Origin of the sequence: Corynebacterium sp. HMSC14B06, assembly GCF_001807075.1 — a bacterium.
GTDB lineage: Bacteria > Actinomycetota > Actinomycetes > Mycobacteriales > Mycobacteriaceae > Corynebacterium > Corynebacterium jeikeium_D.
The window spans coordinates 36716-59001 of the sequence record NZ_KV787356.1; the positions used below are offsets into that span (position 1 = coordinate 36716).

The 22286-nt window shown below is 59.7% G+C and carries 21 protein-coding genes, 1 tRNA gene and 1 other RNA gene; 8 read left to right on the forward strand and 15 right to left on the reverse strand.

All coding sequences use genetic code 11. The features are described 5' to 3' along the window. Nucleotides 1-57: 57 nt before the first annotated feature. Nucleotides 58-1398 carry a glutamine synthetase family protein gene (locus HMPREF3130_RS01055; RefSeq protein WP_005511085.1) on the reverse strand — a complete coding sequence of 447 codons (1341 nt, stop codon included), beginning with the start codon at nt 1396-1398 and terminating at the stop codon, nt 58-60. 140 nt (nt 1399-1538) lie between these two features. Between HMPREF3130_RS01055 and panB the strand changes: the two genes are divergently transcribed. Further along, complete coding sequence (gene panB, locus HMPREF3130_RS01060; protein WP_224783789.1) at nt 1539-2348, forward strand: 3-methyl-2-oxobutanoate hydroxymethyltransferase; 810 nt, start codon at nt 1539-1541, stop codon at nt 2346-2348. A gap of 30 nt (nt 2349-2378) precedes the next feature. After that, entirely contained in the window at nt 2379-4199 is a 1821-nt protein-coding gene (locus HMPREF3130_RS01065) for a CYTH and CHAD domain-containing protein (RefSeq protein WP_049189595.1), read from the forward strand. A gap of 12 nt (nt 4200-4211) precedes the next feature. Here the strand turns inward: HMPREF3130_RS01065 and HMPREF3130_RS01070 are convergent, their stop codons facing one another. Further along, nucleotides 4212-4415: an SPOR domain-containing protein gene (locus tag HMPREF3130_RS01070; protein WP_016423068.1), complete on the reverse strand. Its 204-nt coding sequence runs from the start codon at nt 4413-4415 to the stop codon at nt 4212-4214. 263 nt (nt 4416-4678) lie between these two features. On the opposite strand from HMPREF3130_RS01070, the gene HMPREF3130_RS01075 reads away from it, so the two are divergent. Further along, entirely contained in the window at nt 4679-5842 is a 1164-nt protein-coding gene (locus tag HMPREF3130_RS01075) for a galactokinase family protein (protein WP_049170173.1), read from the forward strand. Nucleotides 5843-5853: 11 nt separating this feature from the next. Here HMPREF3130_RS01075 and rnpB read toward each other — a convergent pair. The 5 genes from rnpB to cobC form a co-directional block, all read right to left on the reverse strand. Further along, nucleotides 5854-6318, reverse strand: an RNA gene (rnpB, locus tag HMPREF3130_RS01080) — RNase P RNA component class A. 59 nt (nt 6319-6377) lie between these two features. Beyond that, a complete protein-coding gene (locus HMPREF3130_RS01085) occupies nt 6378-7067 on the reverse strand; it encodes a histidine phosphatase family protein (protein ID WP_049192887.1) in 690 nt (229 codons plus the stop codon). Then, on the reverse strand, nt 7068-7811 hold the full coding sequence (locus tag HMPREF3130_RS01090) for a zinc ribbon domain-containing protein (RefSeq protein ID WP_016423071.1): 744 nt from the start codon (nt 7809-7811) through the stop codon (nt 7068-7070). Between the two features lie 5 nt (nt 7812-7816). Then, complete coding sequence (locus HMPREF3130_RS01095; protein ID WP_070429148.1) at nt 7817-9004, reverse strand: Nif3-like dinuclear metal center hexameric protein; 1188 nt, start codon at nt 9002-9004, stop codon at nt 7817-7819. 69 nt (nt 9005-9073) lie between these two features. Continuing rightward, nucleotides 9074-10207 carry an aminotransferase class I/II-fold pyridoxal phosphate-dependent enzyme gene (cobC, locus tag HMPREF3130_RS01100; RefSeq protein ID WP_070429149.1) on the reverse strand — a complete coding sequence of 378 codons (1134 nt, stop codon included), beginning with the start codon at nt 10205-10207 and terminating at the stop codon, nt 9074-9076. A 35-nt stretch (nt 10208-10242) separates the two neighbouring features. Between cobC and HMPREF3130_RS01105 the strand changes: the two genes are divergently transcribed. Both HMPREF3130_RS01105 and HMPREF3130_RS01110 read left to right on the forward strand, forming a co-directional pair. Continuing rightward, entirely contained in the window at nt 10243-10923 is a 681-nt protein-coding gene (locus tag HMPREF3130_RS01105) for an HAD hydrolase-like protein (protein ID WP_049192884.1), read from the forward strand. A gap of 62 nt (nt 10924-10985) precedes the next feature. Continuing rightward, complete coding sequence (locus HMPREF3130_RS01110; protein ID WP_016423075.1) at nt 10986-11495, forward strand: low molecular weight protein-tyrosine-phosphatase; 510 nt, start codon at nt 10986-10988, stop codon at nt 11493-11495. On the opposite strand, the gene HMPREF3130_RS01115 is transcribed toward HMPREF3130_RS01110, so the two are convergent. Continuing rightward, nucleotides 11492-12070: a GtrA family protein gene (locus tag HMPREF3130_RS01115; RefSeq protein ID WP_246815084.1), complete on the reverse strand. Its 579-nt coding sequence runs from the start codon at nt 12068-12070 to the stop codon at nt 11492-11494. The genes HMPREF3130_RS01110 and HMPREF3130_RS01115 overlap by 4 nt on opposite strands. A gap of 139 nt (nt 12071-12209) precedes the next feature. Between HMPREF3130_RS01115 and HMPREF3130_RS01120 the strand changes: the two genes are divergently transcribed. After that, complete coding sequence (locus HMPREF3130_RS01120) at nt 12210-13196, forward strand: SURF1 family cytochrome oxidase biogenesis protein (RefSeq protein WP_049170162.1); 987 nt, start codon at nt 12210-12212, stop codon at nt 13194-13196. Here HMPREF3130_RS01120 and HMPREF3130_RS01125 read toward each other — a convergent pair. The 4 genes from HMPREF3130_RS01125 to HMPREF3130_RS01140 all read right to left on the reverse strand — a co-directional run bounded on the left by HMPREF3130_RS01125 (nt 13193) and on the right by HMPREF3130_RS01140 (nt 15501). Further along, complete coding sequence (locus HMPREF3130_RS01125) at nt 13193-14152, reverse strand: cobalamin biosynthesis protein (RefSeq protein ID WP_222865368.1); 960 nt, start codon at nt 14150-14152, stop codon at nt 13193-13195. The two genes, HMPREF3130_RS01120 and HMPREF3130_RS01125, sit on opposite strands and share 4 nt — an antisense overlap. Before the next feature lies 1 nt (nt 14153). Then, on the reverse strand, nt 14154-14759 hold the full coding sequence (locus tag HMPREF3130_RS01130; protein ID WP_141698021.1) for a zinc metalloprotease: 606 nt from the start codon (nt 14757-14759) through the stop codon (nt 14154-14156). A 72-nt stretch (nt 14760-14831) separates the two neighbouring features. Then, a tRNA-Val gene (locus tag HMPREF3130_RS01135) sits at nt 14832-14903 on the reverse strand. Between the two features lie 187 nt (nt 14904-15090). Continuing rightward, the gene (locus HMPREF3130_RS01140) at nt 15091-15501 is read right to left on the reverse strand and encodes a DUF3052 domain-containing protein (RefSeq protein ID WP_005511050.1); all 411 of its coding nucleotides are present in this window, start codon (nt 15499-15501) and stop codon (nt 15091-15093) included. Nucleotides 15502-15777: 276 nt separating this feature from the next. Between HMPREF3130_RS01140 and aceE the strand changes: the two genes are divergently transcribed. Further along, entirely contained in the window at nt 15778-18534 is a 2757-nt protein-coding gene (gene aceE / locus HMPREF3130_RS01145) for a pyruvate dehydrogenase (acetyl-transferring), homodimeric type (protein ID WP_016423080.1), read from the forward strand. Next, complete coding sequence (locus HMPREF3130_RS11000) at nt 18534-18899, forward strand: acyl carrier protein (protein ID WP_083276308.1); 366 nt, start codon at nt 18534-18536, stop codon at nt 18897-18899. The genes aceE and HMPREF3130_RS11000 overlap by 1 nt, the downstream gene beginning before the upstream one ends. On the opposite strand, the gene HMPREF3130_RS01155 is transcribed toward HMPREF3130_RS11000, so the two are convergent. The 3 genes from HMPREF3130_RS01155 to HMPREF3130_RS01165 form a co-directional block, all read right to left on the reverse strand. Further along, entirely contained in the window at nt 18875-19498 is a 624-nt protein-coding gene (locus tag HMPREF3130_RS01155) for a DUF3145 family protein (RefSeq protein ID WP_070429151.1), read from the reverse strand. The two genes, HMPREF3130_RS11000 and HMPREF3130_RS01155, sit on opposite strands and share 25 nt — an antisense overlap. 267 nt (nt 19499-19765) lie before the next feature. Then, a complete protein-coding gene (locus tag HMPREF3130_RS01160) occupies nt 19766-20620 on the reverse strand; it encodes a serine hydrolase domain-containing protein (protein ID WP_049170149.1) in 855 nt (284 codons plus the stop codon). Nucleotides 20621-20630: 10 nt separating this feature from the next. Beyond that, nucleotides 20631-21995: a dicarboxylate/amino acid:cation symporter gene (locus tag HMPREF3130_RS01165; RefSeq protein ID WP_070429152.1), complete on the reverse strand. Its 1365-nt coding sequence runs from the start codon at nt 21993-21995 to the stop codon at nt 20631-20633. Nucleotides 21996-22286 lie beyond the last annotated feature (291 nt).

A 22286-nucleotide genomic window follows, 5' to 3' on the forward strand; every position in this document is an offset into this window, starting at 1 on the left:
ACTGGTCACCCAAAAAACAAATTAAAGACGAAAAAGGAAGGGGGCGGTACGGGGAAACTAGTAATCCAGAGTTGTGCGCAGCTCCCACTGCGTCACCTGACGCTGGAACTCGCGCCACTCGCGCCACTTATTGAGCAGGAAGAACTCGTAGACATGGTCACCGAGAGCATCGGCCACCAGATCGGAGCGTTCCATCTCCTGCAGCGCCACCTCCAGGGATGTCGGCAAATCGCGGTAGCCCATCGCACGTCGTTCCCGCTTGGTCAACTCGGAGATGTTGTCCTCTGCCTGCTCCGGAAGCTGGTAGCCCTCCTTAATTCCCTTCAAACCGGCGGCCAAAATCACCGAGTAAGCAAGATACGGGTTACAGGCCGAGTCCAAGGAACGAATTTCCACCCGGCGCGAATGTGCCTTACCCGGTGAGTACATGGGCACACGCACGAGAGCCGAGCGGTTGGCCATGCCCCATGTCGCGGACGTCGGAGCCTCATCGCCAAATGCCGTGCGCTTGTAGGAGTTGACCCACTGATTGGTCACAGCGGAAATTTCGCTGGCGTGAGTCAGAATGCCGGCAATGAAACCCTTTGCGGTGTCGGAGAGCTGGTTTTCATCATCCGGGTCGTGGAATGCATTAGTGTCCCCTTCAAAGAGGGAAATATGAGTGTGCATGCCATTGCCCGGCAAATCCTGGAAAGGTTTCGGCATGAATGTCGCCTGCACACCGTTTTTCATTGCGATCTGCTTAATGATGTAGCGGAAAGACATCACGTTATCCGCCATAGTCAGCGGATCGGCGTAGCGCAGATCGATTTCCTGCTGACCCGGCGCATTTTCGTGATGGGAGAACTCCACAGGGATTCCCATGTCTTCCAACACCGTGATCGCTTCTTGGCGAAAGCGGGGTGCGCGGTCGTAGACCGCCTGGTCAAAGTAACCGCCATTGTCCGTTGGCACCGGCGGCTTTCCATCAGTAGCCAGGCTCTCTACTAGGAAAAACTCAATCTCCGGGTGGATGAACGCGTGGAAGCCCTCGTCGGCAAGCGCCTTAATTTGGCGGCGCAGCACCTGGCGTGGATCTGCCCACGACGGCTGACCATCGGGCATGACGATGTCGCAGAACATGCGCGCGGACGTGATTGTGTCTTCTTTATGCAGACGCGGCATGACCTGGAACGTCGAAGGATCCGGTTGCGCGATAGTGTCAGCCTCGGAAACGCGGGAAAAGCCCTCCACCGCGGAGCCATCGAAACCAATGCCCTCTTCAAAGGAGCCCTCGAGCTCAGCCGGTGCGACGGCAACGGACTTCAGATACCCCAAAATATCGGTAAACCAGAGGCGGATATAACGGATATCTTGCTCTTCGATTGCGCGGAGGACGAATTCCTGCTGACTGTTCATACTTTCCAACGTTACCCAGGTGCCCGGATTCGCGGTACACATTTTGACCATCCGGCGTGGCTAGCCAACTGCCGCGCCCGTGTCATAACCGCTGCCCTCGTGGCCTCGAATTGCGGGTGACTATGGCATGCTCTATTGACATGAGCGGAAAAAAGATTCGTCTGAATAATCTGGCCGAATGGAAGGCTGAGTCTCGCCCCTGGGCAATGCTGACTTGCTACGACTACTCCACCGCGCGCGCTTTTTCCGCCGCCGGTGTCGAGCTGCTGTTGGTCGGCGACTCTGCAGCAAACGTTGTCTACGGCTACGACACCACCACCGAGATCTCGCTGGAAGAAATGATCCCGCTTGCTCGCGGTGTCGTCCGGGGCGCTGGCAACGCACTTGTGGTTGCCGATTTACCCTTCGGCACTTACGAGGCCTCCGATGAGCAGGCCGTGCTGTCCGCCGCGAAGATGATGCGCGAAACCGGCGCACACATGATCAAGATCGAAGGTGGCGTGCGTATCGCCCCGCGCATCCGTGCGCTGGTCAACGCCGGCATTCCGGTCATGGCGCACATCGGTTTCACCCCGCAGTCCGTCAACGCGCTGTCCGGTTTCAAGGTCCAGGGGCGCGGTGCGGGGGCGGACCAGCTGCGTGCCGACGCCCATGCGGTAGCCGATGCTGGTGCCGCGGCCGTGGTCCTTGAGATGGTGCCTGCGGATCTGGCCACCGAGATTACCCGCGAGCTATCCATCCCAACCTGTGGCATTGGCGCTGGTAACCAGTGCGATGGCCAGGTTCTCGTCTGGCAGGATGCCTTTGCAGTTCCGGCCGATGGCCGCAGGCCGTCGTTTAGTTCGGTGTTCGAAGAGGTCGGCGAGATGCTGACCAAGGGAGCGAAGCAGTATGTCGACCAGGTGCACTCCCGCGAGTTCCCTACTGAGGCGCAGAACTTCTCGGGTTAGCTCTTCGATTCGGGGGTAGGATTAGTGGTTATGGCATCTAAGTCTGGTTCTAAGTCCAAAACTCCAACTGCGGCGTTGGAGGTGGAATCTAAGTTCTCAGCTACCCCAGAAGTGGTAGCCCCATCGTTCGATTTCGTTCCACAGGTTGGCTCCACCACCACTGAGGTGCGAAATCTCTCCGCGATTTACCTGGACACGGCGGACCTGCGTCTGACCCGGTCCAAGCACACTCTGCGTCGCCGCACGGGCGGCCCCGATGAGGGGTGGCATCTGAAGGCGCCGGGTACCGGCGGTCGCCTCGAATATGGCGTTGGCCTGGAAGAGGGCTCTGTTAACGGTGAAGGCCGCGATGCTGACTACATCGTGCCTACCGAGTTGCTTGCCCCCGTGCGCGCAATTGTGCGCAATCACCCGCTGCAACCAATCGCGCAGGTAGACAATGAGCGCCACGTCACCACGGTGTTTGCCCTCGATGGCACGCCCATGGCGGAGTTTGCGGATGATCACGTCACGGCGACTTCCTTCCTCGATGGCGGCGAAACCACTACCTGGCGTGAGTGGGAGATTGAGCTGCTCGGGGATTGGGCAAATCACCCGGACGGTAAGGCCGTAATGGCAGCGATGTCCAAGGTCGCTGAGGTGGCTGGCGCCGTGCCGTCGGAAAGCCCTTCGAAGTTGGCGACGGCGTTGGGTGACTCCATCGACTCCGCTCCCCTGCCGCCGGTTCCAGCGAAGCTGCCGAAGGGTACTCCGGGGCGCACTGTGGTCGATGCGCTGGCCGCTAACGTGGCCAAGATGGTCGAGTACGACCCGAAGGTACGCCGCGATGAGTTTGACTCGGTGCATCAGATGCGCGTCGCCACTCGTGAGCTGCGCAGTCATATGCAGACCTTCCACGGCATTGTTGTGGGCGATAAGGTCGCTGAACTGGAGGGCAACCTCAAGCAGCTGGCGGGTGTTCTCGGCGTGGCTCGTGACGCTGAGGTCGTCGCTATGCGCTGGGAGGAGCTGCTGGCCAATCGCGAAAGCGCCGCTTTGGGCGAGGAGCTGCGTGCGAATCTCGTCGAAGATGTCCAGAAGGACTACGACCGCGCTCATCAGCGCGTCATTTTCGCACTCAATTCAAGCGAGTACCTGCAACTTCTCGACGATCTCGATGAGTTCCTCGCCAATCCGCCAATTGCCGCAAATGCGGACGAGGCCGAGGCTGGGGAAAAGAAGTCTAAGAAGAAGGACGAATCGCTTGTCGACGGCGCGGAGAACGCAGACTCCGAGGATACGTCGGCAGCTGGTTCCGAGGTCGCGGCTGAGGCTGATACTGCCGCCGATGCAGCAGCTTCCACGACCTCAGACAAGGCCGAGCCGGAGAAGGTAGCGGCACCGAAGGAACTCGACACCACTGCGGTGCTGCTTGATCACCTGCGCAGCGCGTTTTCGAAGTTCCGTCGTCGCCACAACCTGGTACTCGATGGCCGCGAGGATGCTGACCTGCCAGAGGCAGATTTGGACGAGCGTTACCACGATGTCCGCAAGGCTGCGAAGAAGCTCCGCTACAGCGCGGAAGCTGCTCAGAACGCGGACCTGCCGACCGAGAAGCTCTACGCTGCTTGCAAGAACCTGCAGTCGGTTCTCGGTGACTTCCAGGACACCTGTACTGCGCGCGACTTCGTGCTGGCTCGCGCTAAGCGTGCCTCCCGTGCGGGCAGGGACACCTTCGGCTACGGCGTGCTTTACCAGATGGAGTACTACGACGGCCTGAAGGCCCTGGCTGAGTACGACGATGCCGTGGCAAAGGTTTTCAAGGCCTTCCGCAAGATGGAGAAGAAGATTAAGAAGGGCAAGAAGGCCTAAAGGCGTAGAGCCTTATTTTTCAGCTACTCCCCAGTCGTCATCTTCTTCATCCCAGTCGTCGGCCGCCTTGTTGCGCTCGGCGACTTTTTCCATGGCAGCGCGGGCTTCCTCTTCGGAATCGTAGGGGCCCATTCGGTCGTCCCAACCGGTTTTCTTTCCCTGAAACACCGTGCCCGTCGACGGCTGGTAGTACCACTTACTGCTGTTGTCGCTCACGATTTTTCTCCTCTTCCACATCGAGAACTTGTCGAGTTATCAAGCGGTTCTGTCACCGCCAACTCCACACATAAGCAAACTTGCAGAGAGGCAACCATTTGCCTGCCATGTGCGCTGCGGCGACATAAAATCCCAGTATATAGGTTTGTCACTGTCCCCCGACCCGGGTATTATCGACGGAATTGTTCACCTTAGAACACAAGCGTTGAACGCGAACACTGCACACCAGCACTATGAGTCCGATCTCTGGAGAGGTTTCACCCATGCCCGCCGCACCCGCTGTCGTAAACGACGTCTTCGATGCCGTCGGTTCTAATGCTTCAGTTGCATACGCCCCGGGTTCCATCAACCTGTTGGGTGAGGACTGCGCGTCCTCCGGCGGCATGCTCCTAGCCACCGCCATTCCGGCCTATGCTGCGGTCGGCATCGAGGAAATTGACGAGCAGCAGCTCGTTGTCGTGTACAAGCGCGAAACTACCAAGATGGATTTCCCGGATAGCGTCCCCGCCGCTTTTTCTCAGGTGCCGACCGCTGTCGCGGCTGCCATTGTCGCATTGCAACACTCGCTGCATCTCGTTCCGCGCAACAGCAACGGCCTGAAGGTCACCATTGCCTCCACCATCGCGCCAGGTCGCGGTTTTGGAGAGATTCCGGCAATTCAGTGTGCTCTCGCGCTGGCTCTCAATGCGCGTTTTGGCGACCGCGATGATGTGCCCACCCGCACGCGTATTGCCACCGCTATCCACGAGACCATGGTGCAGATTAAGGGACAGTCGTGGCCGCTGTACCCCTACACCACGGCGCTGCGCAGCCGCCCGGACAGCCTACTGTGCATCAACCACTCCGATGAGGCAGTCACGCAGACGGCGTTCCCGCAGTCGTTGGCGCTGACTGTCGCTTACTCCCCCGATGTCACCGGCGGTTCGCCCGACGAGGAGCGCTACGAGTTCTTCCAGCAAGCCTGCGCCGCTTTTGGCGTGCCGACTCTCGCTAGCCTCCCCGACTCACAGGAGCGGGTCGCGGACTGGGTGCGTGCTCGTCACGAGGTGCACCCGGACGACGAAGACATCCCGACCATCGGCCGTGCCATTCAGTGGCTTGACGAAGCCGACGCATCCTCCGACCGTGCCCGCGCAGTCATCGGCCACATCCGTCACAGCGATATTCAAGCAGCCATCGCAGGGGTTTCGCGCGATGTCAGTGAGCGTGGCTCCGCGCCGTCGGCAAGCTCTGTGCTGGGGCAGATTGCCGAGCTGACCGACACCATTGACTGCGAGAAGATTGCCCGTTGTGCGCCATGCCCGGGTGCGTCGCTGGTGATGTGGTCCCACGTCGACGACGCCGATCGGATTGCCTCCGCGCTTAACGACGGCGGTTCCGAGACCATCCGTGTGGAGAACACTGCAGCCGGCGCGGTGGTCGAGTAATAGAGCTTGTGTGAACGAGTCGGCCTATGAGCCGGATTCTGTCCCTCGGCGCTCCTTTCGGAAAGCGCCGGGTGGCGATCATCCATCTCGGTCTGCCATTGCTGACAGCCTGAAGCAGCACACCCGCGAGTATCGGACGGGCAGCCCTCAAACACTCGCGCACGCGCACGACGAAGCATGCGCGATTTTGCCTTGCTCCTGGTGGGGTTTACCTAGCCGGTGCAATCACTTGCCCCGCTGGTGCGCTCTTACCGCACCTTTTCACCCTCACCGGATCTCCACAGCTTTACGTCAAAGACATCGGCTGTGCGCCCGGCGGTCTATTTTCTGTGGCACTATTCCCGCAGGTCACCCTGGGTTGCTGTTAGCAACCACCATGCCCAGTGGAGTCCGGACTTTCCTCGACAGCGGCCTGGACACACTCTGTAAAAGAGGCGTCCGGTTCCGTTAACTGCCGCGATCACCCGGCCGGCTCGCTCGAATGGTTAGTGTACCCGCCACAACCGCAATTCAAATAACCCGCCGTGCTCGGCTGCTAACCACGCAGGTAGCTGGTGTCGTTAATCAGCCGCACTGATGTCGGCCCATCTGCGTAGAACTCCGCGATGGAGAGGCTGGCCAGGTCCAAGTGCAGGCGAGTGAAGATTTCAAAGCCGCAGCCGAGCCCCTGGCGCAGCAGCGACTTGATTGGTGTGACATGGCTGACTACCAGCACATCCGAGGCACCGAATTGTTGAGCGATGCGCTCACGCGCGGCGCTCACTCGGCTATCGACCGTGCGGAAATCCTCCCCCTCCGGTGGCGCCACGGCCGGATCCGCAAGCCAGGAACTGTGCAGCTCAGGGGTGGCGTTGTGAGCCTCGGAGAAAGTCATGCCCTCCCACTGCCCAAAGTCGGTCTCGCGCAGATCCTCTTCAACGTGGATGTCCAGCCCGAGCGCTTTGGCTGCCGCCTCTGCTGTCTGCTGTGCACGACGCTGTGGAGAGGCCACAATCGCCGAGAAACTCATGTTGCCGCTATCGACCAACGTCGCCAGGTGACGTGCTGCCGCTTCCGCTTGCTGTCTGCCCACCTCTGTCAGGTCGGGGTTCGAACGACTTCCCGAGTACTCCCGGCGAATCGACATTGGCGACTGCCCATGGCGCAGCAGCACCAACCGCGTGGGATCCGTAGTCGCACCCGTCCAGCCCGGCGCGCTATCGCGCTTGTCTGCAGCCTGGCTCATTTACGCGCCTTTCACCGCTCCCAGCGTTTCCGCACGCACAATCATCGCGCCACATTCAGGACAAAACGTCACTTCTTCCGGCGCGAGCGTGGTGAATTCATGCACGGTTCCTACATCGAGCTCCATGAAGCAGGAACCGCAGGTGCGTCCGTTTAAGCGGGCAACGGGGATCCCATTAGCAAGCGCTAGACGACGGTAAAGCTTGGCTGCCGAACCATCAATGAGTTTGTCAGCCTCTTCGATTCGGGTCTCTGCGATGGAAATGCGCGCAATGAGGTCAACCTCGGCGTCGTTAAGCCTTTGCTTGGCGGCGACGATGTCATCGTGCGCCTCGTCGGCGTCGTATTCGTGCTCAGCGTCGACCTGATAGGCCTCCTGCATGCGCTCGTACTGCTGGAGTTCCTGTTCAGCGCGTTCGCGGCGGCGCTTGGTGGAGCGCAGGTCATGCTCGAGGTCACGGCGCGTGGATGCGTCTTCTGCGGCACCGAGCGACAGACGATCAGCCTTTTCGCGGGCTTTCAGCTTGTTGATGTCCGATTCCAGCTTGGCAATATCGCGGCCGATATCGGAGGCGCTGAGCTTGGAGCGCGCTGCCTCACTGGCCTGACGGCTGTGCTTTTTGCGCAGCTCCTGCAACTCGGCACGCTCGGGCAGAACGTTCTGGCGGGCGGTGAGCCCATCCAACAGAGTTTGGTTTTCCGCCTTTTCCAACATCGCAACTTGGATTTGTGGACTAAGCCTCATGGTCTTCACTTCCTTGCCTGTGTCGACGATTCTGCCACTGTCCAGGGATCGGTGCGCACCTCAAGGACCTCGGTCGCGACCCCGAGCCTCTCGGCCAGGATCTCTGCGGCCTGGTAGCACCAGGGGAACTCGCTGGCCCAGTGAGCCGTGTCCACCACGCAGAAGTCCGCGGTTCGCAGTGTCTCATCGACAGGATGATGCCGCAGGTCAGAGGTAACGAACGCATCGACGCCCATCTTTGCCACAGTGTCCAGGAAAGAGTCACCTGAACCAGATGCGACGGCAACCGTGCGAATCATCCGCTCCGGATCGCCTGCGCCTCGCACGCCCCATGCCGTTGCGGGCAGGCGCTCAGCCACACGGGCGACGAATTCCTTAAATGGCATCGGCGTATCCAGCGTGCCCACTCGCCCAATGCCCACAGCCTGCTGCGGATCCAAGCCGGTGGCCTGATTGTCCACGATGTCGAAGGCAGGCTCCTCATACGGATGCGCTGCAACGAGAGCCTTGACAATCGCCGCGCGCACGGACCGTGGCGCGACCATCTCCAGGCGTACTTCCTCGACATACTCAATCTGCCCCTCGGCACCGATGAAGGGATTCGCCCCGCTCAGCGGGCGGAACTGGCCGCGGCCGTTAATGCGAAACGCACAGCTGTCGTAGTCGCCGATAGTGCCCGCGCCCGCCTCAAACATGGCTTGCGCGACCTTATCGACGTGATCTGCCGGAACCTTCACTGTCCAGGTATCCAAGCCGGGAGCCGACTGCGGAGCTAGCGGCGCACCCGGTTCAACTCCGAGAACCGTGGCCAACTGGTCGTTGACACCCGGTCGGGCGCTGTCAGCGTTGGTGTGCGCTGCAAAGAGAGCCACACCTGCCCGAATCAGCTTATGAATAATCCGACCCTTCGGTGTATCCGCCGCCACGGAATTCACACCACGCAGAAGCAGCGGATGGTGCACAACGAGCATCTGAGCACCGGAGGCAATCGCGCGATCTGCAACCTCGTCAGTGCAGTCCAGCGCCAACGCGATGCGACGCACCTCATCCTGCGGGTCACCGCAGATCAGGCCAACTTTATCCCAGCTCTCCGCCAGTGCCGGCGGGTAGGCCGCGTCCATCGCCGCACGCACGTCGGCAACGGTCACCACCGTGTTATTGCCCTCGGCACGGGTCTGCGCAGAGTCCGTCATACATCCATCCCTTCAACATGCATTTCTCTCCAGCTTCTCTTCCAGCGTAGTGAACTCTGCCCCGCCCCATCAGTTCTGCGACAGCAAATCCGCTACTTCCGCAATAAGCCGCCGCACACTCGTCTCGTCCCGCACAGCCAGCCGCCACCACGAACCGTCCAAACCGGCGAAGGTGTCGCAACGCCGCACGGCTACTCCGCGCGCAGCGAGCCGCTGTCTCAGGCGCTCGTGCTTGACGACGTCAACCTCCGCAGCGCCCGGACCATCATGCGTGCTCAGGGCAACCCCCGGGCGTGCCAGCACAAAGGGAGCCTTGGAATCCAACACCTGCCAGCCGGCGGCTACTAACAGCTGTGTCATAGCCTCGCGCTGCTGACCAATCTCAGCGCGGATTTGTGGCAACAGCTCTGCCTCGCGACGCGCGATTGCCGCCATAGCGGTAAGTTGCAGCGTGCCCAGTGGCCAGTGCGGACGCAGTCGCCCCAACTGCGCCAGGAGCTCAGGGGTTCCCAGCGCGTAACCACAGCGCAGGCCTGCGATTGCCCAGGTCTTAGTCATGCTGCGGAAAACGATGACATTATCGGGGATACTGTTCGCTTCCCCCGGCCTGCAATCAGCTAGCGAGCACCGCCGAATAATCTCACCATCGGCGATGTCCATAAATGCCTCATCCACGACCAAGATCCCACAACGGCTGGCGAGCCCCCGCAGGTCATCCGCTGAATGAGCAACACCGGTGGGGTTAGTCGGATTGCCGATGATGACCATCCGACCGTCAAGCTGCTGGGAATGCGGGGAGGAGGCGTTCTCGTGGACGTCGGCAAGCGTAGGCGTGAGCGTGTACGGCGACGGTAGTACCAGCGAATCCACCCCGACTCCCGCGGCGCGGAACGCGGCTTCAGGTTCGGTGAACTGCGGCTGGACGATGGTGGCGGGCAAGCCCAGGTGCGGCAAGAGCGAAAAGCCCTCGGCGACGCCGTGAAGAAGCAGAACCTCGTCGGCGCTGCGATTGTGATTGGCGGCGATGGCGGCGCGGACGTCGGCATCGAGCTGCGCAGACGGATACGCGGCAAGTTCTCCAAGGGACGTGGCAAGCGAGTCCTGCAGCCACTGCGGTGTGGTGCCGTGAACATTGACGGCAAAGTCCAGGTCAGCGCCATGGGCGGCCTGATCGCCGTGATAGCGCAGCGGGTCGTCTAACATGCCATCCAGCCTAATGACCTTTTAGGATGAACAATATGTCCACTGGCCATCGTCCCACTGTCCTTATTGATGTCGACGGCACCATCGCCGATTCTCTCCCCGCAATCGCACATGGATTCCGCCTTGCGTTGGAGGCAATTGACCACCCACTTCCGCCCGAGAGCTTTATCAACACGATCCCAGGCCCGCCAATGGTGGAGACACTCGCATCCCTCGGGCTTTCCGACGAACAAGTCGACCGAGCCTTCGCTGTGTACATGGAGCATCAACACGCCGGTGCTTGGCAGCGTGCCGAGATGTTCCCCGGCTGGCCGGAGCTCCTGCGCGATTGGCGGGCAGCTGGTGTCCAACTAGCCACTGCGACTTCCAAGGGCGACTACTTCGCCCGTAAAACCTTGGACAATTTCGGGCTTCTCGACGCCTTTGACTTCATCGGCGCCGCCAGCGACGACGGCTCACGACAGACAAAGACCGAGGTCATTGAGTACACGCTCAAGGAGTTGGGCATTGAAACCGATGAAGCAGTGCGTCCGCACGGTTCGGTCGTAATGGTTGGCGATCGCATCCATGATTTTGAGGGCGCCGCACAGTTCGGCATCCCCGCCATCGCTGTTAAATGGGGCTACGGCTCGGAATCTGAGTGGGCATCGGCAGCGGCGGTGGCGTCGTCGCCTGGGGACCTGAATCGTGTTGTGCGGGAAATGTTGTATCTTTAAGACTCGTCAACGATTAGTGACAATCCTATTTTTATTTTCCGAGAAGTTTGGTTTTGCCTATTATGCTTATGAACTCGTCGCATCGTACTGAGTCCGTGTACGTCGTGTTTGTCTGCTCCGGAAATATCTGCCGCTCCCCCATGGCTGAAATCATCGTCCGTGACGCGGTTGAAGCCAATGCGCTTGCCGACGATGTCCTGCTCGCCTCCTGCGGAATCGGCGGCTGGCATGTCGGCGAACCCGCCGACGAGCGAGCGCAAGCCGAGCTGGAAAATGCTGGCTACGATCCGAACCACACCGCGGCACAGCTGGGCGATGAGCACATGGATGCAACGCTTTTCATCGCCATGGATGAATCGCACATCAATGGTCTACTCCACGCTGGCGTGCCAAAAGAGAAGATTCGCCTGATGCGTTCCTTCGACCCGGCATCCCCGAAGGGGGCCGTCGTGGCTGATCCTTACTACGGAGGTCCGGAGGGATTCGTCCGCACTCGAAACGAAATTGAGGCCGCGACGCCGGGAATCATCGCATGGTTGCGTGAGACTCTGGCGCTGGCCTCTGAGCGTTAAGGTTTCAAAACAACCTTTTCTTTTGCTTTGCTGGCATTGCCCCGGTTTCGAAACGCCCAAATCTTATTCAAGATGAAGTTAGCGGGCGTACCCAAGATGACGCCGATGAGGTTTGCCCAGTAGAGGCGGTTTCTAAAGCCGGTGGAGTCGTCGAAAATATCCACCGGCAGTGCCAGTGGCGAGGTGGGGTTAGTCAGCAGCGTGATGACAACCAGGTTCACAATCAGTGCTGAGATACCTGCAAATAAAAACGGGAAGAACTGTCTAAACCAGTTCGGGCGATTGTCAGTTCGGAAGGTCCAGGACCGGTTGAGCTGGAAGTTCCAGATGTTAGCCACGACAAACGCCAGAGTTGCATAGACGTGGGAGTAACGGATATTCCACCGCGTTCCGAACAAGTTCATAAACACGTCGTGCTCATTGGTGCCCAGACTGAGGCCCAACTTGCGGGCAATAATCACGACAATCAGGTTGACAACCACACCTGTGCCGCCGACCAGGCCGAACTTGATGAACTGGCGCGAGACTGTGCTGAAGCGGCGTGAAGGCGAAGATTTCGCTGTTTGCGTGCCCACCACGACACCTCTCTTTCCATCTATCCCCGGGTAGATTCCCCGTCAAATACGCTCAAATAACTTTACCCGAAGTTCACTCAATCTCCGCACCGCCAATCACCTGCCGCTCTAGTGCCATCCACACCACCGGGTAAGCTCAATGAATGTGTTTAAGAATGTGCGCCAGTTTCTGACCCCTGGATGGGTTCTCACTGCCATTGTCGCCATTGCGTTTTCCTATCTCGCATTTACTGTTCTGGCTCCGTGGCAGTTGGGTAAGAACACCGCGACGCAGCATCGCAATCAGCAGCTTGAGCACTCATTCGAGCTCGACCCCGTAGATGTCAATGAGCTAATGCCCAAGGGCAAAGGGTTCGTCGAGGGCAACGAATGGCGTCGCGTTACCGCCACCGGGTCCTTCCTACCGGATACCCGCGTGCTATTGCGTAACCGCCCGGTCAATGGAGCCCCCGCCGTCCAGGTACTCGATGTCTTCGTCGCTAACAATGGCGAAAACTACCTGGTCAACCGCGGCTTTGTACGCCCGACAGACTCCAGCACCCCCAATGTTGAGCCAGCCCCGAAGGGCACCTTGACTATCTCGGCCTTTACCCGCCGAAACGAGATTCCCGCCGAGACCGCCCCAATCCCCGGCACCCCGCCGCAGGTCTACGGAATCAACACCAAGGAAGTGTCCGAGCTAGTCGACACCGAACTCAACCCCGATTGGCTTCAGCTCTCGGACAAATCCGATGCCGTCATCGAGGCCATTCCACTGCCCACTCTGGAGTCCGGCCCCTACCTCTCCTACGGCATTCAGTGGATTTTCTTCGGCGCTCTCGTGCCGCTGGCCGTCGTCTGGTTCATTCGTGCTGAAATCGTCGAGCGCAGACGAGACCGCGCGGAGCAAGAGGAGATGGCTAAGAACCTCCGCGATGCCGAAGCCGCGGAACCAGTAGATGACGCTGATGACTCTGAGGACGCAACACCCGAATCGGACGATGCCACCACTCCCACTCCTCCGCAGGCTAAGTCCGAAGAGGATCGCGCCGCCGAGCTGCACCGCCAGCGCATGGCGCAACGCTACGGCAACACTGGCCACCGCGCCGCAGGTTACCGCGACAACCGATACGACGAACGCTTCTAGCTCGCAGCTCGCGCCTTCGCGTGCCGGACGCATCCGGCCACAACCACAGCTCCCGCACAGCTGAGCGCAACAATATTTTGCACTCGCTTGCTCAGCTCAGCTGCACGCCGAACATCCGCCACCGCAGGCGCCCGGCCACCGCCCAGCACTGGGCGCATCTCCACACCGCTGAGATACACCGTCTTACCACCCAGCTGCAGCCCCAGCGCGCCGGCCGCACTCGCCTCCACAACGCCCGCGTTTGGACTTGGATGGTTGCTGGCATCTCGTTGCCACGCTGCCAATGCTTGACGACGATTCGGGCCCGCAACCACAGTTGCGACAGCTGTGAGCCTGGCGGGGAGGAACCCGGCGACGTCGTCAAGCCGTGCACTGGCCCACCCGAACTGGCGATAGCGGTCATTGCGGTATCCGACCATCGCGTCAAGGGTATTGACCGCTCGATGAGCAACCACACCAGGAGCTCCTGCAATGGCTCCCCACATGAGTGTGCCGGTGACTGCGTCGGAGGTATTTTCGGCGAGCGATTCGACGGTGGCTCGGGCGATCCCATCAGCGTCGAGCGCCTCTGGATCACGCGAGCACAGCCACGGCACAAGCTCTCGGGCAGCATCGATATCTCCGGCGGAAAGTCGGTCGGCCATACGTTCGCCCGTGCGGCGGAGGGTAGTGCCGCCGAGCGATGCCCACGTGGTGGCAGTCAGTGCGAGGGTCGGGGCGACTGTACTGACTGCGGCGGTAAGCACTACCGGTGCGGCCACTGCGATTGTGGTGAAAGCTACACCGCGCGCCTTGGAATCGGCATAAATTCGGCGCTCAAGTTTGCTGACGGCCTGCCCGTAGATTGCCACCGGATGGTGATTGGTGGGATCTGCGAAAATGCGGTCAAGCGCATATCCCGCAGCGATGGCTGCACCGCGTCGCCAGAGGCGTCGACTTCTGGCTTTTATACGCAATTTAATCGAACTGTCCCTGCAGAACGGCTACGACATCGAGCGGAGTGACATGTGCTGCCGGATGACGGTGCGAAGATGCAGCCATCAAGGTGTAATCACAGGTGTGCCGGATACCGAGTAGGTGCCCAAACTCGTGTGCAAGCGTGCTGCGAATTGCATCAGGATAGAGTGTGGAAGTAACGAAAACCGTCATTTCTTTACTAATTTCCGATGCAGAAGCCAAAACGTGCGAGTTCGGCTTAGGCACGTAGCGAACGCTCACGGTATCCGAATCAGCTTTGTCTTTGGTCACTTCCCGGAGCACGACCTTGCCACCGAGCTTTTCATTCCACTCTTGGGCAGCAGCGTCCAGCTGCGCGCGGTACGGAAAGTCTGGAGCAACAACGTAGTCCAGGGTGCCGTCGGCAAGGTAGGAAGGCATCTTGTCGGAGAGATGGAGAATCGATGGATCCTCCACCGGCTCGCCTGCATTTGCGGCTTTGACCATTGCCTTACAGGTGGCAGCGTCGATTACTGGTTTACCGTCTCCTCCAATTGCGTAGGCCTGTGGGCCCGCAAGTAGAGATCCGGCAACAATGATGGTTACTAGCGATTTGGTAAAACGCACAGACCGGGAGTTTAGCACAAACAAAAATCCGCCCGGTTTCTCCATTACAAGAATCCGGGCGGATTATGTCTGTGCGGCGAGAGGGTTTCGAACCCCCGACCGCTGGTGTGTAAAACCAGAGCTCTACCGCTGAGCTATCGCCGCGCTGCTGCGAAACTTTAACACACGGCAAACATAGATTGCCAATTGCGCACTACACACAGCGTTTATGCAGATTATTTAAGCAGACTTTCTCAACGACGACAGCCCGCCTCACGGCAGCCCTACCCAGCAACAGCTCAGCTAGTGGCCAAATTTAGCTGATTAGCTAAAGCCAATCAGCTAGAACCGGCTAGCTAGAGCGCTGCACCAGGCAATTGCCCTGCCAATCCCCCAGACGAAGCGCCGAGGTGTTGGAGAAACCTGCCAGCTGTGCGGACTCATCAATCACACCAGGATCAATGGCACCCGGCTGACCAGCGCCTGGCGTGAGCAACCAAACGCGGCCTTCATCCTCCAAAGGGCGGGAAGCATCCACAAGACCATCGACCAAGTCGCCGTCTTCTTCACGCCACCACAGCAATACGACGTCGACAACCTCATCCGTGTCTTCGTCGAGCAGGTCTGCATCCAGGAAATTCTCGACCGACTCACTGATTGCTGAGTCACAGTCTGTATCCCAGCCAACCTCCTGGACTAGCTGACCTTCCTTGATGCCGAGCCTGCTCGCATATTCATGAGCAGCGCCTGTGGCGTTGACCACTTCCCTTTTCCTCCTCTAGAAAAAATATTCAGCTCGATTTTTCGAGCTATGTGGGGAAATTTTACCGCTCAAATACATTTTTCACAGCTGCAAAATAAGAATTTCCCCAAAAAGGTGCAGTTTTCGCAGTGTTCTTCGCAATGTTCGTCGTAAAGCCGACCGGATTGTTCGGTGAAAGCGTGTGCAAGAAACGGCTAGGGGCACAACAAACGATTCAGACGTAGAGTGGAGAAAAATAACCTTTGCCTTTCCTTCAGGGACTGAAAGGAGCTCACAATGTCCGATACATCGTCAGGCACGCCACAAGCCCACTCTGATGAGTCAAACTTTGCCCTTATCCGTGATGGGGTCGCCTCCTATCTCACGGATGCAGATCCTGAAGAGACCAAGGAGTGGCTTGAGTCTCTCGACGGCCTGTTAGAAGAGGCAGGTCCGGAGCGCGCACGCTTCCTCATGCTGCGGCTGCTGGAACGTGCCACGGCAAAGCGCGTAGCTCTACCGCCACTGACTTCGACAGACCTCGTCAACACCATCCCGACTGAGATGGAGCCGGAATTCCCTGGCGATGAGGACATTGAGCGCCGCTACCGCAAGTGGATCCGTTGGAATGCGGCAATTATGGTCCATCGCGCACAGCGTCCGGGTATCGGCGTGGGCGGACATATCTCCACCTATGCGGGCGCCGCACCGCTTTACGAGGTCGGCTTTAACCACTTCTTCCGCGGCAAAGACCACCCAGGCGGCGGTGACCACGTCTTCTTCCAGGGCCACGCTTCGCCGGGTATGTACGCCCGCGCATTCCTAGAGGGGCGTCTGACCGAAGAGGACCTCGACGGTTTCCGTCAGGAAGTCTCCCTCGGCGAGGGCAATGGCCTTCCCTCCTACCCGCACCCGCATGGCATGCCAGAATTCTGGGAGTTCCCGACGGTGTCCATGGGCCTTGGTCCGCTCAACGCCATCTACCAGGCACGCTTCAACCGCTACCTGCATGACCGCGGCATCAAGGACACCTCCCAGCAGCACGTTTGGGCCTTCCTCGGTGACGGCGAAATGGATGAGCCGGAATCTCGTGGCGCCATTCAGCATGCGGCGCTGAACAACCTGGATAACCTGACATTCGTCATTAACTGTAACCTGCAACGCCTCGACGGTCCGGTGCGCGGCAACACCAGCATCATCCAGGAGCTGGAGTCGTTCTTCCGCGGCGCTGGTTGGAATGTCATCAAGGTCGTTTGGGGCCGCGAGTGGGACGAGCTCTTCGCTAAGGACAAGGACGGCGCACTAGTCGACCTGATGAATAAGTTCTGCGATGGCGACTACCAGACGCTGAAGGCTAACAACGGCGCTTGGGTGCGCGAGCACTTCTTCGGCCGTGACCCGCGCACTGCCAAGCTGGTCGAGGACATGACCGACGAGGAGATTTGGAACCTCCGTCGCGGTGGCCACGACTACCGCAAGATTTACGCTGCCTACAAGAAGGCCTTGGAGACCAAGGATCAGCCGACCGTCATTCTGGCGCACACGGTTAAGGGCTATGGCCTCGGCCATAACTTCGAGGGCCGCAACGCGACCCACCAGATGAAGAAGCTGACGCTCGATGATCTGAAGCTTTTCCGCGATAACCAGCGCATTCCGATCTCCGACGAGGAGCTGGAGAAGGATCCCTACCTGCCGCCGTACTACAACCCGGGCCCAGAGTCCGAGGAAGTGCAGTACATGCTGGAGCGCCGCAAGGAACTCGGCGGTTTCGTGCCGGAGCGTCGCACTAGCTACGAACCACTGACAACGCCAAAGCCGGAAACCCTGAAAAACCTCCTCAAGGGATCAGGTAAGCAAAAGGTTGCCACCACTATGGCGACGGTGCGTGTTTTCAGGGACCTGATGCGCGATAAGGATCTCAAGGACCGCTTCGTGCCTATCATCCCTGATGAGGCCCGCACCTTCGGCATGGACTCCTGGTTCCCGACGCTGAAGATCTACAACCCGCACGGCCAGAACTACACTCCGGTCGACCATGAACTGATGCTGTCCTACAAGGAAGCGAAGGACGGTCAGATTCTGCACGAGGGCATTTCCGAGGCGGGCTCTGTGGGGTCGTTTACCGCTGTCGGCTCGGCGTACGCCACCCATGGCGTGGCCATGATTCCGCTCTACATCTTCTACTCGATGTTCGGTTTCCAGCGCACGGCTGACTCCATTTGGGCCGCTGGTGACCAAATGTCCCGCGGCTTCCTGCTCGGGGCGACAGCTGGCCGCACGACGCTGACAGGTGAAGGCCTGCAGCACATGGACGGTCACTCCCAGTTGCTGGCGGCTACGAACCCGTCGGTGGTCTCCTTCGACCCGGCATTCGCCTACGAGATTGCCTACATCGTCTGCGATGGCATCGACCGCATGTACGGCCCGGAGCGCGGCGAAGATGTCATTTACTACCTGACTATCTACAATGAGCCGACTTCGCAGCCGGCTGTCCCAGAAGATCTCGATGTCGAGGGGCTGCTTGGCGGTATCTACCGCTTCCGCAAGGCCGAGGGCGACAAGCATGTCAACCTGCTGGCTTCCGGCATTGGCATGCAGGAGGCGCTGCGTGCCGCAGACATCCTGGAAGACTACGGCGTGGCTTCCTCGATTTACTCGGTGACGTCGTGGAATGAGCTGGCTCGCGATGGACACGAGCGTGACACTGAGCGTCTGCACAACCCGGCTGAAGAGGTCGAAGACGCCTTCGTAACCCGCCAGCTGTCCGACACCGATGGGCCATTCATCGCAGTGACTGACTTCCAGCGTGCGGTCCCGGAGCAGATTCGCAAGTGGGTTCCGGGGGACTACACCGTCCTCGGCACCGACGGCTACGGCTTCTCGGATACCCGTCCGGCCGCTCGCCGCTACTTCAACTCCGACGGCGAGTCAGTCGCTGTTGCGGCCCTGGCCGCACTGGCACGCGCTGGCAAGCTCGACAAGAGTGTCGCCCAGGAAGCAGCCGAAGAGCTGCAGATTACCGACCCAACCGCAACCACTCAGGACGCTGAATAATGACCTCTAGCCTTGGAGATCAGCTTAGCGCCCTACTGGGCACACAGGTCACCGGCGCCGGTGACGCTGACGATGCCTCGCCCAATGCAGCGAACGCGGGCTCGAAGAAGGGTTCCGCCGACGCTGACCTGCCCGCAGGTCTTCACGGCGAGGTCGCGGCAATCGTCAAAAAGATGGCTAACGACGAGGTGGAGTCCCTGGAGCTCTCCACTTCGCTGACCGACTACGGCTTTGACCGCTTGAGCGTCGTAGAGTTGGCCGTCCGCTGTGAGGAAGAGCTGGGAGTCCGCATTGAGGACGAGGACATTTCCTCGTTTAAGACCCTTGGCGATGTAGTTGACTACATCGCCGCCCGGCGCGGGTAGAGCTGCAGCACGTTAGCTGCCTCTACCCAACCGAGGTCTGCATTGCCGGCGGTCGAGTTGCCGCTGGCACTGTCGGGTCCGGCAGGGGCGGACGTCGTAAAGCACTCTTCGGGGGCGTAGCCTGCCGTCATCATGCGCATCGGCTCTAGCACGCGGTCCCACGGCCCGCCGATGGCCGCGTCTAGGGCCCCTTCGATGTCGCCGCCGCGCGCCATGATGGAACGCAGCGCATCCTCGTTGACCACGATGTTTCCGGCGGCATCAGTCTGTCCGGCAAAAGTCCCCAGCTGCGGGGTATGACAGTAGCGCATGCCATCGATGGCGTAGCCGTCATCATCCACGGCTGGGTCTTGCGCCAGCTCGAAATAGAGGCGCGGCCACCTAGCCAGGTTGTCCACCAGTGTGGCGATGGTGTCAGCACTTGCAGTGAAAGGCACCTCGGCGCACAAAGTGGCATCCTGGTCGGTCGCACGCCAAATATCCCGGCCTGGCTTAGTGCCATCGGGCATGCTGAGTCGGGCCAGCGCCCACGTGATGTGTGGTTGCAGCGGCCCTGGCATGCTGTGAATCCACAGAACGCCTGAAAGTTGGGTGCGCATAGACGAAGGTCCTCGGAAAAGTTGCGGTCAATTGGTGTAAGACGAGATTCGTCTTCCCCTACGAACTCATCCAACGACACTTGCCACACTGCAGAAAAAGCACTGCGGTAAAACAACACTTCTGAGGTTTACGTTGCACGTGTTTATGATTGTTATTTCCGAGACGGCTGCTGGCAACCCTCAAGTTGTCCTTAATCCCCCAGATGTGATTTAACGCTGAGACGAAAAATCGGCGCCGCAAGCGACGCCGGCTTACTCCACATCCCCTTAATCCTCAGCGTGTTCTTCCAGCTCACTCCAGAGTTCGTCGTTGAAGTCGGCCCATAGAGGCTTTGCCCACTCGCCGAAATCTCGGTCGGTCAGCGCGATTGCCGCCCGTCCGGTTGGACGATGCAGCCACAGGAATGTGCCCGCTTGCCCAAAATGGCCTGCGACATCCTTGGGCATCGAGGCACCAAACCACAGCCCCTGCTTGGAATCGGGGTGCCCGAAGATTTCAAAGCCCAGGCCCCAATCGGCCGGACGTTGCATACCATAGCCAGGCACAACACCATTCAGCCCCGGGAACTGCACCGTCAACGCCTCAGTCACGGTATCGGGATGCAGAAGAGTCGGGGCGAGAATCTCATCGACGAAGGCCATGAGATTAGCGACGCTGCTACGCGCGCCATGCCCTGCCGATCCATCCAGCACGGAATCCGCCATCCCTAGCGGCTCAAACACAGCCTGGCGCAGGTATTCACTAAACGGCATGTCTGCCTCCGCGGCGATTACATCGGCGATGATGTCAAAACCCGCGGAGGAGTAAATACGCCGCTCCCCTGGCTCTTTTTCCAGCTCACGGCTGGCAAACCCCACCCCGCCGGCGTGCGCCAGTAGGTGACGCACAGTCGCACCACGACCGGGTGGCGTGAGCTCTTGATTGAGCTCCAGCGCACCCTCTTCGACGGCCACAAGCATTCCCACGGCCGCCAACAGCTTGGTCACACTGGCCAGTTCAAAAACTCGGCCACTATCACCGTGGGTGTGCCAACTGCCATCGTCGGCACGCACGGCAGCTGCGGTCGCGTCGACTGGCCACTGGTCAACTTGCGCTAGAACAGAGGGCTTCCAAGAAGTCATGTCCTCAAGACTACGCAAGCGCGGCAGACGTGGACTTCCCAGCAGGCGCGTCCGCAGACTCGTCGTCCGACTCGTCCGCTGGCGACAGGTCGGCGCTGGCGCTGGCGTCCCACTCGTCCTTATCCCAGATTCCCGCACGCTTTGCGACGACCAACGGGACCACGGCCTGACCGGTAACGTTCACCGCAGTGCGGCCCATATCCACGATCGGCTCGACAGCCAGCAGGAGGCCGACACCGGCGAGTGGCAGGCCAAGGGTCGACAGAGTCAGGGTCAGCATGACAGTAGCGCCGGTGGTGCCAGCAGTTGCAGCCGAACCGATGACGGAGACGAAGATGATGAGCAAGTAGTCCGTGAAGTCCAACGGCACACCGTAGAACTGCGAGACGAAGATAGCCGCGATAGCCGGGTAAATGGCGGCGCAACCATCCATCTTCGTGGTGGCGCCCAGCGGTACGGCGAAGGAGGCGTACTCATCCGGCACTGCCAGACGACGGGAGACAACGCGCTCAGTGACTGGCATGACGCCCATAGACGAACGGGTGAAGAAGCCGAGCGAGGTCACTGGCCAGACGCGACGGAAGAAGTCGATTGGGCTAATGCCATGAATCTTCAGCACGACTGGGTACACGACTGCAATGACCAGGAACAGGCCAACGTAAATAGCAATGGCGAACTTGCCCAGGCTGCCGAGCGCTTCCCAGCCATACTCAGCGACGGCGTGGCCGATGAGGGCTGCGGTACCAATCGGTGCCAGACGTATGACCCACCACAGGACCTTCTGCACGATGGTCAAAAGAGAGCCGGAAAACTCGATGAATGGCTCAGCCTTCGGGCCAACCTTCACCGCGGCGACGCCGAAGACAATCGCGATCACCAGCAGCTGCAGGACGTTGAAGTTCAGCGAGCCGGATACAGCACCGTCAGATTCGCTGATCTTCACGCCAAGGCCGAGGAAGTTCTGCGGGACGATGCTCTGCAGGAATCCCCACCAGGAGCCCACGGAACTCGGCTCTTGCGCTGCCGAAGCATCCACGCCAGAGTTAACGCCCGGCTTGATGACCAAGCCCAGCACGATGGCGATGACCACCGATACAAAGGACGTAATGGCAAACCAAATCAGTGTCGAAACAGCCAGCTTGGCTGCACCTGCGACCTGACGCAGGTTGGCAATCGACACTACGACCGCGGTGACCACCAGCGGCGGGATGAGCAGCTTCAACAGCGTGACGTAGGTACTGCCGACCTCGTCGAGCGCTGTGCGCAGCGAGGAGTCATCGCCAGTACTGCGGGCCATGAAGCCCAAAATGAGACCAATAATCAGGCCATAGACAACTTGGGCACCGAAGCCGGTCGCCCATTTAAATTTATCCACTTTTCCTCCTGGAGTTTTATTTCTCTGAAAACACTTGTGCCGCGCCTTATGCCGTCTGACAAATGCGCGCGACGGGATCCGAGGCCGCTGAGCTCAGCCTCGAAGAGACAGGCGCAGCGAGGCGGAAGCCCCGAAGTGTTTAGCGACAGGAGGAAGTGGAGATTCGGCCGTAATCGAGCCAACGCCGCTTTGTGAGCATTTTCATGTTGGTCATTTCTATCTAGCAAGTCCGGTTAAGAGACAAACGATAAGACTGCCACGATTGATGTTGTGACACCAATTTCCAACACA